We start from the raw sequence: 13,823 nt of genomic DNA, 5'->3' as shown, positions 1-13,823 counted from the left end.
GCTACGGTGTCCGACTCCGGTTCTGGTGGGGGGCCTTGTGGTCGGTGGTGCCGCCCTCGCCGCCCTCGCCGTCGCCGCCGAGCCAGGCGAGGCGGGCGGCGGGCGGTCCCGGCGGGGCGGGTGGCTCGGGGGCCGGGCGGCGTGGCGCGGTGCCGGCCCGCCAGCCGCGCCGGGCGGCGCGCCGCAGCCCGGGTGCCGCGAGCAGCCCGACGAGCACGGCGAGCAGCAGCACGCCGCTGACGGCGAGGCCGGTGGCCCGGGTCGGGCCGAGCAGCGGCTCGTCCCGGGGAAGGGGCACGACGGGGACGCGGCCGGCGGGCGCGGCGGCCGCGTCGTCCCCGCCCTCGCCCTCCCGGCCGCCGAGCCCGGTGAGGGCGCCGAACGGGTCGACGAGGCCCGCGCCGGTGCGGTCGTTCCGCCCGCCGCCCAGCGGGGTGGCGGAGCGGATCAGCCGCTGGGCCACCTCGGTGGCCGGCAACTCGGGGAAGCGGGACCGCACCAGCGCGGCGACGGCGGAGACCTGGGCCGCCGCCATGCTGGTCCCGCCCTCCGCCCGGTAGCCCTCGCCGCCGGGGGAGACCACCACCTGGTCGGCGCCGATCGCGGCCAGGTCCACCCAGTCGCCGGGGTTGGACGAGTCGAGCGGCTGCCCCTCGGCGTCGACGGCGCCGACGGCCAGCACCCCGTCGTAGGCGGCCGGGTACATGCGGGCGTCGCCCTCGTTGCCGGCCGCGGCGACGACCACGACGTCCTCGGCCAGGGCCCGTTCGACGGCCTCCCGGATCGGCTCGTAGTCGGAGGGGATGGCGAGCGACAGGTTGATGACGCCCGCGCCGGCGGCCACGGCGTCCGCGATGGCGGCGGCGAACGTGCGCGGGGTGGCGTTCTCGACGCCGTCGGCGATCCGCACCGGGTAGACGGTGGCCCCGGGCGCCACCCCGATCACGCCCTCGCCGTCGGCGCCGCGCGCCGCGACCAGTCCGGCCACGGCCGTGCCGTGGCCCTCGCAGTCCCGCTGCCGCGCCGGGGTGTCCCGCACGAACTCCCGCTCCTCGCGCACGCCGACGAACTCGCTGCCGCGCGCCACCCGCCCGTCGAGGTCGGGGTGGGTGGCGTCCACGCCGGAGTCGACCACGGCGACGGTGACCCCCGCGCCGGTGGCCAGGTCCCACGCCTGGGGGAGACCGAGCAGCTCGACCAGGGGCCGGAGTTCGACCCCGGCCGGAAGCTCCTGGGGGCCCACCTGCGTGCGGCACGGCTCGGAGGCCGCGGCGGGGGTGACGGCGCCCGGCAGGGCGGCGGCGAGCAGCGCGAGCGCCGCGGCGAGGGACGACCCGAGGCCGCGCACCGCCCTCACGCCCTCAGGTTCAGCAGGGTGCCGGGGACCTGCCACACGGCCAGCACCAGGGGCACCACCGTCAGCAGCAGCAGGGTCTCCAGCACGTCGAGCGCCCGCACCAGCCGGGGGTTGGCGCGGCGCCGCCCGGCGGCGAGCCCGACGCCGCCCGCGACCAGCGCGAGGGTCAGCACCAGCGGCAGCACCACGCCGAGCAGCGGCCCGGTCTGCGCCCACCGGTCGGCGACCGTGCACACCGCCGCCCCGCAGGCCGCGAGGAACGCCGTCACCGCCGCCGTCGCGACCTGCCCCAACTCCCTGAACAGGCGGGCCCGCAGCAGCATCAGCAGGGTCAGCACGCCGCCCAGCACCCCCGCCCACAGCTCGGTGGTGGCGAAGAGCCACAGCGTCGCCCCGCCCGCCACCAGGTGGCTGCCGAGGACCATGCCGCCGAGCAGGCGGCGCGCCGCGGCGACCCGCGCGGTGAGCCGCTCGTGCGCCAGCTGGCTCGGCAGGCTCTCCAACTCCTCCGCCGTCGAGGCGAGTTGCGGAGCGGGCAGCCGGGCGACGCGCAGCGCGAGGGTGGGCCACAGCGTGGTCAGCGCCAACGCCAGCGGGCCGGCGACCGACGCCGCCTCCGCCGGGGTGACGCCGCTCCAGATGACCGGGATCGCGGCCCCCACGGCGGCCAGCGGCCCGGCGACGACCAGCGCGGCGAACGCGCCGTCCCCGCCGCCGACCAGCACCGGGCCCAGCATGCCGAGCACGGCCACCACCGCGCACGCCAGCAGCAGGTGCGCCGCGCCCAGGCCGGCCGCGTCATGCCCCGCGCCCAGCAGCCGGACCGCGCCGACCACGGCCGGCACCACGGCCAACAGGGCGGCGAACGTGCCCGCGTCGACGTCGTCGAAGCCGCGCGACGCCAGCGCGCCCGCCCCCAGCGTCAGCAGGGCGGTGGCCAGCGCCAGCCAGCCGGGGACCGCGCCCGGCGCCACGGCGAGCGCCGCGCAGCCGGTCAGCACCGCGAGGACCACCAGCGCGGCCGCGCCCCGGCGGGTCGCCCGGGCGGGCCAGGTGGCGCGGACGCCGTGCTCGCCGACGACCTCGACGACGTCGTCGTAGAGCGGCGGGGTCGCGTCGGCGTCGCCGTGGGCGAGGAACAGCAGGTCGCACTCGGCGACGCCCTGCTCGGCGAGCGAGGCGGCGGCGTCGAGCCGGGTCCCGTCGACCCGGTGCACCGCCCAACCGCCGTGCCGCACCCCGCCGTCGGGGCCCGGTTCCGCGCCCACGTGGTGCAGCAGCGTCGGCAGCAGGGCGGCCAGCGGCACGGCCGCCGGGACGGCCAGGTCCACCCGCCCCGAGGGCCCGGCGAGCCCGATGCGGACGAACGCCGCCGCGGTGGGCGGGGCTGCTGGTCGGAGGGTCGGTCTGGCACTCATGACGCATCGGTCCCCACGTGGTCGTTCCCGTGATCGGTCCGCCGGGCGCCGACCGCCGCGGGGGAGTCCGCGCGGGCGAGCTGCACCGGCACGTTGCCGAGCCTGCGGTGCAGCAGCAGGCCACGGCCCTTGGCACGCTGGGCGGGCTTGACCCCCCAGATCGGCATCTCGTCCTTCGGCACGCTGAGCAGCACGGCCGGGAAGTTGAGCTCCTTCATCCGCCCGAGCACCGGCTCCAGCACGGCCCGGCCCGCGCCGCCGGCCTGCCGGGTGACGAGGATGTGCAGCCCCATGGCCCGGGCGTGCGGCAGGAAGTCGAGCAGCGCGGTGAGCGGGTTGCCCCGGGAGGTGGCGACCAGGTCGTAGTCGTCGACCAGGAGGTACACCTCGGGGCCGCTCCACCAGGAGCGGTCACGCAGCTGCTCCGGCGTGATGTCGGGGCCCGGCACCCGCTTCTGCAGCCCCTCGACCAGGCCGCCGACCACCGACATCGAACGCTCCAGGGTGGTCGAGTACCCCAGCAGGTGCGGGCCCTCGAACTCCCGCAGCATCGTCATCCGGTGGTCGAGCACGACGATCTTCGCCTCCTGCGGGGTGTTCCGGGCGACGACCTGCCGGGCCACCGCCCGCAGCAGGCCGGTCTTGCCGCTCTCGCTGTCGCCGACGACGATCAGGCCCGGGTCCTCGCCGGGGACGAGCAACACCGGCTCAAGTCGGTTGCCCTCCACGCCGATCGCGACCCCGGGCCGCCGCGTCCGGGCCTCGGGAAGCTCGGCCGGGTCCCAGGTGGCGGGCAGCAGCCGCACCCTCGGCGCCCGCGGCCCGTGCCACGCCTCGGCGACGCGCCGCACCAGGTCCTGCACGCCGTCGGCGAGCCCGTCGGCGGAGCGGACCCCGTCCACCCGGGGCACGGCCACCAGGAAGTGCAGCTTCTCGGCGCTGATGCCGCGCCCCGGACGGTCGGCCGGGACCGTCTGTTGCAGCTTGCGGTCGACCTCGGAGTCCAGGGCGTCGCCGAGCTTCAACTCCACCTTGGTGCCCAGCAGGTCGCGCAGGCTCATCCGCATGTCCATCCAGCGGTTGCCGGTGACGACGAGGTGGATGCCGTAGGTCAGCATCCGCCCGGCCACCCCCATCAGCACCTCCTCGATCTCCGGGTAGCCCTGCCGCAGCACCTGCCAGCCGTCCACCACGAGGAACACGTCCGCGAACTCCTCGTCCGACAACCGGCCCTCGGCCCGCGCCGCGCGGACGCCCGCCATCGACTCGATCCCCAACTCCCGGAAGCGGGCCTCCCGGTTCGCCAGCAGCTCCAGCACCTCGGCGACCGTGCGGTTGACCTGTTCGGTGTCGGTCCGGCCGGCGACGCCGCCGACGTGCGGCAGCCCGGCGAGGGCGAACAGCGTGCCGGAGAAGTCCAGGCAGTAGAACCGCACCTCCTCCGGGGTGTGCCGCAGCGCGAGCGAGGTGACCAACGCCCGCAGCGCCGTGGACTTGCCGCTCAACGGGCCGCCGACGACGGCGACATGGCCGCCGGCGCCGGTGAGGTCGAGCACCAGCGGGTCGCGGCGCTGGTGGAAGGGCCGGTCGACGACGCCGATCGGCGCGGTCAGCGGCGGGCGGGCCGGGGAGCTGCCGAAGCCGCGGCCCTCGCGCACCGCGAGGTCGCCGAGCAGGGCGTCCAGCGGCTCGGGGGTGTCGAGCGGCGGCAGCCACACCTGGTGGGCCCGCGCCGCCTGCCCCGCCATCCGGTCGACCATCACGCTCAGCACGGTCGTGCCGAGCTCCTCGTGCTCGCCGAACTCGTCCGGCTCCGGCGCCGGTTCCGGCTCGGGGGCCGGCCGCTGGTCGGCGGGCACCGGCACGTACGCGGCGGGGAACCGGCGCACCCCGAGGGCCCCGGCGAGCGCCCGGCCGCCGCCGTCCTCGCCGGTGCGGTAGGGCCCGGAGACGTAGGCGGCCCGGAACCGCCGCAGGGTGGCCGTGTCGGTCTTCAGATAGCCGTGCCCCGGCGCGCTGGGCAGGTGGTGGGCGTCCGGCACGCCGATCGCGGTGCGGCTCTCGGACTCGGAGAACGTGCGCAGCCCGATCCGGTACGACAGGTGCGCCTCCAGACCGCGCAGCCGCCCCTCGTCCAACCGCTGCGAGGCCAGCAGCAGATGCAGCCCGAGCGACCGGCCAAGGCGTCCGATCTGCGCGAACAGGTCGGCGAAGTCCGGCTTCTGCGCCAGGAGTTCGGAGAACTCGTCGACGACGATGAACAGGCTGGGCAGCGGCGGCAGGTGCGCGCCGCGCTGCCGGGCCCGCTCGTAGTCGCGGACCGAGACCAGGTTCCCGGCGTCCCGCAGCACCTCCTGCCGCCGGTTGATCTCGCCGGACAGCGCCTCCCGCATCCGGTCCACCATGCTCAGGTCGTCCTCGAGGTTGGTGATGACGGCCGCCACGTGCGGCAGCTCGGCCATGCCGGCGAACGTCGCCCCGCCCTTGAAGTCCACCAGGACCAGGTTCAGATGCTCGCTGGAATGCGTCGCCGCCATCCCCAGCACGAGCGTCCGCAGCAGCTCCGACTTGCCGGACCCGGTGGCCCCCACCACCAGACCGTGCGGGCCCATGCCGTTCTGCGCCGACTCCTTGATGTCCAGCTCCAGCAGCCCGCCGTCCGCCGACACACCCAGCGGCGCGCGCAGCCGGTCACGCATCGGGCGGTGCCGCCACAGCGACGACAGGTCGAGCTGACCTGGGTCGGCGATCCCCAGCAGCCCGGGAAGGGAGTTGACGACGCTCGTCAGGTCCTCCGCGTCGGCCGCCGTGGCGCCCAGCTCCACCCGGAACCGCCCGAGCCGGCGCGCCAACGCCTCGCACTCACCGGCCGACAAGCCGTCCGCCCGCCCCAACTCGTCCCGCGTGTCCCCCGCCACCACCGCAAGACGCCGGTCGCCGTCCACCTCGAGCCGCACGCCGTGCCCCTCCACCAGCGGCCCGACCGCGGTCCCGTTCACCTCCAGCACGGTCACCGCCTGCAGCCCGTTCGCGTCGAGCAGCGCCTCGGCGCCGGAGACCAGGCCCCCGTCGAGGACGACCAGCAGATGCGGCAGCTCCGGATCGGGCGGCGCGGTCCGGCTGAACCGGGTCCTGCGGGTCAACTCCGCGCCCAGCCACTCCTCCAGCACCGTCAGGGACGGGTGGATCATCCGCACCGGACCGACGTGGTCCACGTCCCGCAGGTGGTGCGCGTGCGGCAGCCACTTCGCCCAGGCCCACTCGGAACCCTCGTTGACGGAGGCGCAGACCACCACCCGCAGGTCCTTCGGCGAGTGGAACGTCACCGCGTGCGCCACCACCGCGCGGGCCAGCGCCGCCGCGCCCTCACCGGCGACCGCCAACGCCGCGAAGCGGCGCAACGCCAGCAGCAGCGGCAGGTCGGGCACGACGGCGTGGGTGTCCACGAAGCGCCGCAGCGCCACCGCGCTCAGCGGATCCAGATCCTCCACCGGCGCGGTCTCCGCCGCCACCAGCGGCGTCGCCAGATACCGCGGCCCGGCCCCGACCCGCACCACCCCGAAGTCCTCGTCGGCCGCCCGCCGCTCCCACATCCGCCGGCTCTCCGCCACCACCCACAACCCCCGCGGATCCGGCGCCCCCCACTCCAACGCCTCCCGCTGCGCCCGCGCCGTCCGCCGCACGTCGGCCCTGACGCGCTCCAGATACCGCAGATACTCCCGCCGGTCGTTGCGCGCCACGGTCCTGGTCTTGGCCCGCTGCCAGACGACCGAGCCGACGACCATGGCCACGCAGGACACCAGGAACAGCGCCCCGACGACGTACCCGATGGGGCCCCGCCCCATCGTCACCATGTACATCACCGAGCCGAGCCCGCTGAGCGCCGGCAGCGCCATCATCCAGGCGTTGGCATCCTCCGGCTGCGGCAGCTGCGGCGGCGCCTGCACCACGACCTGCTGATCGGACACGACGGGCGCGACGGCCCGCGGGGGGCGGCGGAAGACGGTGGTGGGAGCTGTCATGGCTCAGGTCCCCTGCTCGGTCTTGTAGGCGTCCCGCATGGTTTCGAGGAACGGGGTGCGTCCCACGACGTTGTAGGCCCACCCGGAGACGGTGGTGTCGCCGTTGGGATCGAGGGGCGGCGGGCCAGCCGTCTCCCCTGCTATGCCGTGGTAGTTGGCGGCCCGTGCCGCGTTGGCGACGGCCACCCGGGTCTCGACGTCACCGGTCGACAGGGACTCCCAGTGGGCCTGCTGCGCCGCCGCGTCCCCGTCAGGCAGGACATGGCGCAGGCCTTCGCTGAGGCCGAAGGCACCCAGCGAGGTGGCGCCGCCGAACTTGCCGGCTTCCAGGACGGTGTTCGCCACACTGGTGAGCGTGGTGATGGTGTTCAGGCCCGTGGTCTTGTCGTCGGTGTGGTCTTCCACGTCACCTCTGCCCTGTGCCTCCGCGATGGCGCCCGCGATGGTGCCGATGTTGCGGAACGTGGTCGTCTCCCCGGCCCCGGCGCGGGCGTAGGCCTCCGGGGAGAGTCCGGCCGCCTCGGGCCCGTGCTCGTCGCGGATGAAGCCGCCGGTGGCCGTGGACTGCTGCCACTGCGCCACCCCGGAGAAGAACTGGTCCCGCACCTGGCTCTCGGCACCGTTCATGAAGCTGAACAGGCCCTGGCGGTCCTCGCGGGAGAGGTCGAAGCCGTGCCGGATCACCTTGCCGTTGATGACCTCCTCATCGCCCTCCGGCCACTCCCAGATGCTGGAGACCCTGGGTTCGCCCCGGGAGATCAGGTCCAGGTAGCTCAGCGCGGTGTCGCCGATGGACTGTTGCAGGGCGGCCTGGTCGGGGCCGGTGATCGCCCCGCCGTGCTGGCTGGCGTGTGTCAACACGCCGTGGGCCGCGTCGATGTACCGCTCCGCCTCGGGGCTGTTGGGTGCCACGTCCGACGGCACGATCGTGCCGCTGTGGACCAGCTCGGCCGCGCCCTGGCTTTCGGCCCACCGCTGGGACAGCAGGTCCTCGCGAAACGCCTGGTCGTTCAACAGATCGGCGGAGGCGACGGTGTTGAGCGCCGCGGCCTCGAGCATGCCGCTGCTCGCCGTGTTGGGCGCGAGGCTGATGCCGCTGCCATGGTCCGACGCCGTCGCCCAGGCCTCCACTTCGCCACGTTCCGCCACGGCCTGTTGGATCTGCACGGCGGCGTGCCCCAGGTCCTTGGAGAACCGCGTTCCCGAGGACACGGTCGCCGTCTCCATGAGCGCGCCGAACCCGTTGAACCGGTTCATGGCCGTGTTGAACTGCTCCCCGGACTGGTTGAAGAGGGCACTGTTCTCGTCGGCGTAGACGAACTCCCTGATGGAGGCGGGCACCATGCCCCCGGCTGTCGGGTCGACGCCCCCGATCTCGGTGTTCATCAGCATGTTGACGCCGTTGGCCACGCGGGTCCGGGCGGCGAGGTGGTTGTCGCCCAGCTGCCCCAAGCCTGAGATCGCGTCGGGACTGAGGGTGTCGTAGAACGCGAGCAGGTAGGCGCGCTCCCGCGACGACAGCTCTCGCGGACTCCCCGGCATGATCAGGGGGGCCAGGCTGTTCATGTCGTCGATGTCACTTGTGATCCCACCCAGGTCCCGGGTGTGGAGCTCGAGTATGTGAGGGTCCGGAACCCCCGCCGCCACCTGCCCGTTGATCTGCTCGGCCGCGAACCGCGCCATCGGCGCGTTCGTCATCAGCGTGAACGGCCCTTCCGTGGGGTCGTATCCCAGGCGCCTGAGCTCTCCCGCGATCTCCGTCAGGTTGTTGCGGTACCTGGTGATCTCGGCGTCCATCTCCCCGTGGGTGCGGGTGGCGGACTCCGCTGCCTCCCGGAGGTGGATGCCCCGGATCTCCTGGGCCAGGGACTGCGGGAGATCGAACACGAACTGGTTGGGGGCCGGCTGCGCGTGGTCGACGTCTCGCTCGCGGCCGTCGTAGAAGACGGTCGGCCAGTAACTCGGCGGGCCGAGGTGGTCCTGATGGTCCGCCGCCCACTGTCTGACCGCGAGCTCCAGCGCTCCTTCCAGGCCGATCCAGTCGGCGCGGGCCCTGGCGAGGTGGTCCTCGTACTGGACGTTGAGCCCGCTGCCGCTCGCCGACAGCCCACCCGATCCGAAGCCGGTGCCCGCCCTCGGCCCGTGGATGAGGTCGTGGACGTTGGCCTCGGTGTCCTGCGCCGTCCGCATCGCGCGTGCGACGTACCCGACCACCTCGTCGATCTCCGCGCCGCCTCGCCGCAGGCCCTGGCTCGTCTCGTCGACCCGGCCCGCGCCGTCCACCAGGGGAGCGCCCTGCCAACCGCCCGGGTGCTGCGACATCTGGGACGCGCGCCCGGCGAGGTCCTGCACGCGCCTGACCTCACCGGCGGCCCTCGCGTAGGCCGTCGCCGTGGTGGCGATGTCGTCGGGATCGATCTCGTCGCGGAATCGACGTTGCCTGTCCCACGGCGCCACGCCTGCCTGGGCCTCCACCTCTTCCGTCGTGAAGTGCAGAGCGGGCGGTGTCGGCATGCGTGGTCACTCCTTCTCGGTGTGGCTGGCGTCGGGTGGTGTCAGAGGCCGTCGGCGACGGTCCGGTCGGCCGCGACCCGGGTGGACGTCGCCGCCGCGCCGAGGGCCTGACCGGCGGCGGCGTCCACCTCCTCGCCGAGATCGGCGACCTGGTGGTCCGCGGCGGCCATGTTCTGCCGGCCCTCCGCCGCCTGGGCGACGCCACGGGCCTGGGCGTCGCGCGTCGTCGTGAGTGCGTCGACGAAGGCGTCGGCCCCGCCGTAACTCGCGGCGTTGACCTGCACCTGGCCGAGGTAACGCCGGGCGTTCTCCGCCGCCTCGGCCGTCTCGACGTTGGCGCGGGCGCCCTCGCGGAAGCCCTCGGGCAGGTACCAGAGGCCGTCTGCGGACATGTGCGTGCTCCCTTCCGCTAGATGCCGAGGACGTCCCGGGCCGCGATCGGGCGGGGGGCCCAGACCTCGGGGTCCTCGGTGAGGTCGGTGAGCCGTCGGTTCTGCTGGCCGGGGGTGCCCCGGCCCTGGGCGCCGCGGGCGGCTCCGCCGGCGCCGCCGCCCGCCATGGCGGGCGGCGGCATGAACGGCCGGCCGCCCTGGGCCGCTTCGCGCATGGCCAGCTGCGTCGCGACGTGCGCCCGCTGGTTCATGGTGGCCATGGCCTGGCCGACCAGCTGCCCGCCGAGCGCCCCGGCGCCCGCGATGCTCGGCGGCAGCACGCCGCCGTACAGGCCGGCCAGGCCGCCGGGGCCCACGCCGCCGGCGCCGCCGCCGACCATCGCCAGGCCGGCGGGGGAGGCGATGCCGCCGGCGCCGCCGCCCAGGCCGGAGAGCCGAGCCGCGTACTCCGTGACCTCACCGAACGGCTTGCCGGTGATCGGGTCGATCCACCGGCCGGACGCCGGGTCGAACTCCCGCCCGGTCGCCGGGTCCACCAGGTATCCGGTGCCCGGGTCGCGCGTCCAGCCGGCGAAGTCGCCCTGCTCGGGCCCCAGCACACTGGACGCCGGATACTCCCCGGACCCGACGGCCGCGCCGTTGGGCGCCTGGTAGTCGGCGGTGGCGGCCGACGCGGTCCCCCCGGGGCCCGAGGCGGCGGCCGACGCGGCGGAGGTCGCGGAGGGGCCCGCCGCCGTGGGCGTCGCCTCGGGCCCGGGCGCGGCCGGCGCGGTGGCCGGACCGCCCGGGCCGCCGCTGCGTGGTGCCGGCGGCGCCTCGCCCGCGACGACGTTGGCGTACTCCTGGTCCAGCCCGGTCAACACCTGCCGCGCCTCGGCGGTGAGCGCCATGATCTGGCCTTCGAGGGCCTGCGCGGCGTGTGCCGAGGTCGAGCCCGTCCGCTGCTGCGCCACGAGGTCGTTGAACCGCTGCTGGAGTTGGAGGGCCGCCTGCACGGCCCTCGCCGTGTGGTCGCCCGCACGCTGGAGCTGCGCGGAGACCTGCTGGGCCAGGGCCGCGGTGGCCGACGTGAAGTCGGACATCTCGACCAGCCGGTCGGAGAGCTCCCGCAGGCCCACACCGCGCTCCGCGGCCGGCCCTCGAGCCGTGCTGGTGAGTGCGGCGGTCTCCGCCTCGCCGGCGCCGGCCAGGGTGAGCCACGCCCCGGACGCCGTCCTGATCCGGTACTCCTGGGCGCTGAGGATCGTCTCTATCGTCTGCAGGAACTCGTTCCTGGCCGACCCGATGCTCATGACCTCACCAGCCCCCCGCCGGGAAGGACTCCTGCGCCCGGGCGATCCCGCGCTCGACCTCGATCTGCCTGCCCACCTCGGCGTTGAACTGACCGATGTCGCCCACGCGTGCCCGCGACAGCGCCTTCGCCGCCTCGTTGTCGCTCTGTTCGCCGACCCGGGCCGCCTGGTCGGCGCTGCGCGAGATGTCCTCGACCACCTGCCCTCCCGCGGCGACCTGCTGGGTCACGTTGGTGATCGCGGCGTTCAGCGCGGCAGCCGCGACGGCGCCGTTCGGTACACGGCCGAACATGCCGGCGTCCGAGCCGATGGCGCGGGCGCGCTGCATCATGCTGGCGAGCCGGTTGCGCCGCGCCGCCTCGGCCTCCACATCCCGGGTGGCGGCGATGTTCATCAGGACCCTGTCCATGACGTCTCCCGAAACCCCCTCGGGCCGGTCAGGCCCGGCCGCCGGCGGCGGCGCGGACCATGGCGGCGCCGCCCTCGTTGCCGATGTTCTGGACGTTGCGGATCGCGGTGTTCTGCGAGGTCACGCTGTCGTCGTAGCCGGCGGCCTGCTGCTGGAAGATCCGGTCGCGCTCCTCCAGGGTGGCGCCGATCTGGGCGTCCACCTGGCCGGCCGCGACGAGGCCCATGATCTGCCGCTGCACGTCCTGCCAGATCCGGGTGTACTCGTCCTGCTGGCCGGCGGTCTGGGTCTGGATGCTGTCGAGGTTCTCGTTCCTGAACTCGATCATTCCGTTGAACGACATGGCTCTCTCTCCTCTTCGGGTGCCGCGGGGCGGCCTCAGAACTGGGCGGCGATGGAGGTGTCGGCGGACACGTTGACGGGGAGCACGCGACCCAGCGTGCCGTGCGCCGCGTCGTCGGTCTCCCGGCCGGTGGCGGACGTGACGCCCAGGTCCTGGGAGAGCCCGTCCAGCGCGTTGGCGAGGGCCTGGCCGGCCCGCTGGAGGTTCTCGTAGGTCTCCACGGCGGTCGCGGTGCCCATGCCGTTGTAGGCGGTGCCGACCGTGCCGGCGTGCGCGCCGATGCGTGCGGAGACCGTCTCCATGTCGCCGTACGCACCGGCGACGATGGCCATGACGCGGTCCACCTCTTCGGGCGAAAGCTTGACCTGTTCGTACATCGGAGCCTCTTCCTTCCGCGTGTGGCGGGCCGCTCGACCCGCTGGGGTGGATGGAAGCAGAGGGGGCTCGGCAGGGGTCCCGAACGACTGTGCTCCGCAAGCGGAACGGACCGCCGGGGGGGAAACCGGTGGGCCGTGGGGAGGAGGCGACGAGTTACGTCGTCACCGGGTTCCTCCGATTCCTCCCCGGCCTTCTGGCCGGGGAGGAATCGGACCCCTGCGGGGCGGGGCAGGGAAAGCCGAATCGCCGTCAGGGTGTTGCGGCGTCGGCCTCGGTGGTTTCGCGCTCGACCTCCAGCCGGTGGACGATCTCGGAGTTGAGGGACCTGCGGGCGGACTTGGACTGAGCGACCAGCCAGGCGTGCAGGTCTGCGGGCAGGCGGAGGGTGATGCGCTTCTCTTCATCCATGACCCCAGGGTAGTGGCGTCCTAGTGTCTTGCCAGTGGTAGCGTGACGCCGTGGTGACAGAGTGTGGGGCTTCGGAGAGTGCTGGGTACGCCCGGTACACCTACCGGCTTCGCGTGTCGTCGACCGCCCGGGCGGCGCTGCTCGCCGAGTGGGACCGCTGCCGGTGGATCTGGAACGAATGCGTGGCCAAGTCCCGGGCCGTGCACGCCCACAACCGGGCGCACCCCGGGGACAGGCTGACGTGTGGGCCTGCTCAGCTCGACAAGATGCTGACCGAGGCCCGCGCCCGCACGCCGTGGCTGCGTGAAGGCGCCTCGGTGCCGCAGCAGCAGGTCATCCGGGACTTCGCCAAGTCCCGTGCCAAGGCCCTGAAGGACATCGAGAAGCGGCTGCCCATCCGGCAACGCGCGGGCATGCCGCGCCACAAGAAGAAGCGTGAGGCACTGCCCACGCTGAACTACACCGTGCGCGGGTTCCGGTTGAAGGGCGGGCGTCTGCACCTGGCGGGCGGCATCGCCTTGACCGTGGTGTGGTCCCGCGAACTTCCCACCGCCCCCTCGTCGGTGCGCGTATACCGGGACGGCGTCGGGCACTGGTACGCCTCGTTTGTCGTCGCCACCAACGTCCAGCCGCTCCCCGCCACGGGCCGCGCGCTCGGCGTGGACTGGGGTGTCAAGGAGACAGCCACCACCACGAGCGACGCCCACGACCTGCCGCACGTCGAGCACGGCAAGCGCGCGGCACAGCGCCTCGCCCGCTACCAGCGGATGATGGCCCGCCGCAAGCCCGCTCGCGGGCAGGCGGCCTCGAAGGGCTACCGCGCGGCGCGGCGGCAGACTGCGAAGCTGCACAAGAAGGTCGCCCGGCAGCGGCAGGACACGGCCCGCAAGTGGGCCAAGCGTGTCGTGACCGACCACGACGCCATCGCCGTCGAGGACTTCCGGCCGAAGTTCCTCGCGAAGACCACCATGGCCCGTAAAGCTGCCGACGCGGCGATCGGCGCCACGAAGACGGCCCTGATCGAGATGGGCCGCAAGCACGGGCGGGACGTCCGCCTCGTGCACCCCGCGCACACCACCATGGACTGCGCGTCGTGCGGAGCGAGAACCAAGCACGCACTCCCTCTTTCGGAACGTACCTACACCTGCACCGCGTGTGGAGCCAAATCCCCCAGGGACAAGAACTCCGCCCACGTCATGCTCGTCCGGGCTGGTCTCAACCCGGCTGGCGCTGAGGGTGTAAGACCCCCGGGAGCGCAGCTCCCGGGGGCAGCCTGAGCCAGGAATCCCT

11 protein-coding genes are annotated in these 13,823 nt (G+C 74.2%); 1 reads left to right on the top strand and 10 read right to left on the bottom strand.

Going from position 1 to position 13,823, the window contains the following annotated elements; genetic code table 11:
• Position 1 precedes the first annotated feature (1 nt).
• The 10 genes from mycP to RNC47_RS10375 all read right to left on the bottom strand — a co-directional run bounded on the left by mycP (position 2) and on the right by RNC47_RS10375 (position 12,533).
• On the bottom strand, positions 2 to 1,357 hold the full coding sequence (gene mycP, locus RNC47_RS10420) for a type VII secretion-associated serine protease mycosin (RefSeq protein ID WP_311597622.1): 1,356 nt from the start codon (positions 1,355 to 1,357) through the stop codon (positions 2 to 4).
• Positions 1,354 to 2,775: a type VII secretion integral membrane protein EccD gene (eccD, locus tag RNC47_RS10415; RefSeq protein WP_311597620.1), complete on the bottom strand. Its 1,422-nt coding sequence runs from the start codon at positions 2,773 to 2,775 to the stop codon at positions 1,354 to 1,356. The genes mycP and eccD overlap by 4 nt, the downstream gene beginning before the upstream one ends.
• The gene (gene eccCa, locus RNC47_RS10410; RefSeq protein ID WP_311597618.1) at positions 2,772 to 6,797 is read right to left on the bottom strand and encodes a type VII secretion protein EccCa; all 4,026 of its coding nucleotides are present in this window, start codon (positions 6,795 to 6,797) and stop codon (positions 2,772 to 2,774) included. The genes eccD and eccCa overlap by 4 nt, the downstream gene beginning before the upstream one ends.
• 3 nt (positions 6,798 to 6,800) lie before the next feature.
• Positions 6,801 to 9,311, bottom strand: coding sequence for a hypothetical protein (locus tag RNC47_RS10405; RefSeq protein ID WP_311597616.1), 2,511 nt, complete (start codon positions 9,309 to 9,311; stop codon positions 6,801 to 6,803).
• 41 nt (positions 9,312 to 9,352) lie between these two features.
• Complete coding sequence (locus RNC47_RS10400; RefSeq protein ID WP_311597614.1) at positions 9,353 to 9,703, bottom strand: hypothetical protein; 351 nt, start codon at positions 9,701 to 9,703, stop codon at positions 9,353 to 9,355.
• 17 nt (positions 9,704 to 9,720) lie between these two features.
• Positions 9,721 to 10,995 carry a hypothetical protein gene (locus RNC47_RS10395; RefSeq protein ID WP_311597612.1) on the bottom strand — a complete coding sequence of 425 codons (1,275 nt, stop codon included), beginning with the start codon at positions 10,993 to 10,995 and terminating at the stop codon, positions 9,721 to 9,723.
• Between the two features lie 4 nt (positions 10,996 to 10,999).
• Positions 11,000 to 11,389: a hypothetical protein gene (locus RNC47_RS10390; protein ID WP_311597610.1), complete on the bottom strand. Its 390-nt coding sequence runs from the start codon at positions 11,387 to 11,389 to the stop codon at positions 11,000 to 11,002.
• Positions 11,390 to 11,432: 43 nt separating this feature from the next.
• Positions 11,433 to 11,747, bottom strand: a complete 315-nt coding sequence (locus tag RNC47_RS10385) for a hypothetical protein (protein WP_311597608.1) — start codon at positions 11,745 to 11,747, stop codon at positions 11,433 to 11,435.
• A gap of 35 nt (positions 11,748 to 11,782) precedes the next feature.
• A complete protein-coding gene (locus RNC47_RS10380; protein ID WP_311597606.1) occupies positions 11,783 to 12,124 on the bottom strand; it encodes a WXG100 family type VII secretion target in 342 nt (113 codons plus the stop codon).
• 250 nt (positions 12,125 to 12,374) lie between these two features.
• Complete coding sequence (locus RNC47_RS10375; RefSeq protein ID WP_311597604.1) at positions 12,375 to 12,533, bottom strand: Arc family DNA-binding protein; 159 nt, start codon at positions 12,531 to 12,533, stop codon at positions 12,375 to 12,377.
• Between the two features lie 113 nt (positions 12,534 to 12,646).
• Here RNC47_RS10375 and RNC47_RS10370 point away from each other — a divergent pair, with 113 nt between their 5' ends.
• Positions 12,647 to 13,810, top strand: coding sequence for an RNA-guided endonuclease InsQ/TnpB family protein (locus RNC47_RS10370; protein ID WP_394814749.1), 1,164 nt, complete (start codon positions 12,647 to 12,649; stop codon positions 13,808 to 13,810).
• Positions 13,811 to 13,823: the final 13 nt, after the last annotated feature.

The organism is Streptomyces millisiae (assembly GCF_031845425.1).
Lineage (GTDB): Bacteria > Actinomycetota > Actinomycetes > Streptomycetales > Streptomycetaceae > Streptomyces > Streptomyces millisiae.
The sequence above is the reverse complement of the archived record's forward strand: the minus strand, read 5'-3'. Positions and strand labels throughout refer to the sequence as shown.

Excerpts from the sequence above, each read along its gene's own strand:
- eccD (WP_311597620.1), bottom strand. The coding sequence starts at position 2,775 with ATGAGTGCCAGACCGACCCTCCGACCAGCAGCCCCGCCCACCGCGGCG.
- eccCa (WP_311597618.1), bottom strand. The coding sequence starts at position 6,797 with ATGACAGCTCCCACCACCGTCTTCCGCCGCCCCCCGCGGGCCGTCGCG.
- RNC47_RS10405 (WP_311597616.1), bottom strand. The coding sequence starts at position 9,311 with ATGCCGACACCGCCCGCTCTGCACTTCACGACGGAAGAGGTGGAGGCC.
- RNC47_RS10400 (WP_311597614.1), bottom strand. The coding sequence starts at position 9,703 with ATGTCCGCAGACGGCCTCTGGTACCTGCCCGAGGGCTTCCGCGAGGGC.
- RNC47_RS10395 (WP_311597612.1), bottom strand. The coding sequence starts at position 10,995 with ATGAGCATCGGGTCGGCCAGGAACGAGTTCCTGCAGACGATAGAGACG.
- RNC47_RS10390 (WP_311597610.1), bottom strand. The coding sequence starts at position 11,389 with ATGAACATCGCCGCCACCCGGGATGTGGAGGCCGAGGCGGCGCGGCGC.
- RNC47_RS10385 (WP_311597608.1), bottom strand. The coding sequence starts at position 11,747 with ATGTCGTTCAACGGAATGATCGAGTTCAGGAACGAGAACCTCGACAGC.
- RNC47_RS10380 (WP_311597606.1), bottom strand. The coding sequence starts at position 12,124 with ATGTACGAACAGGTCAAGCTTTCGCCCGAAGAGGTGGACCGCGTCATG.
- RNC47_RS10375 (WP_311597604.1), bottom strand. The coding sequence starts at position 12,533 with ATGGATGAAGAGAAGCGCATCACCCTCCGCCTGCCCGCAGACCTGCAC.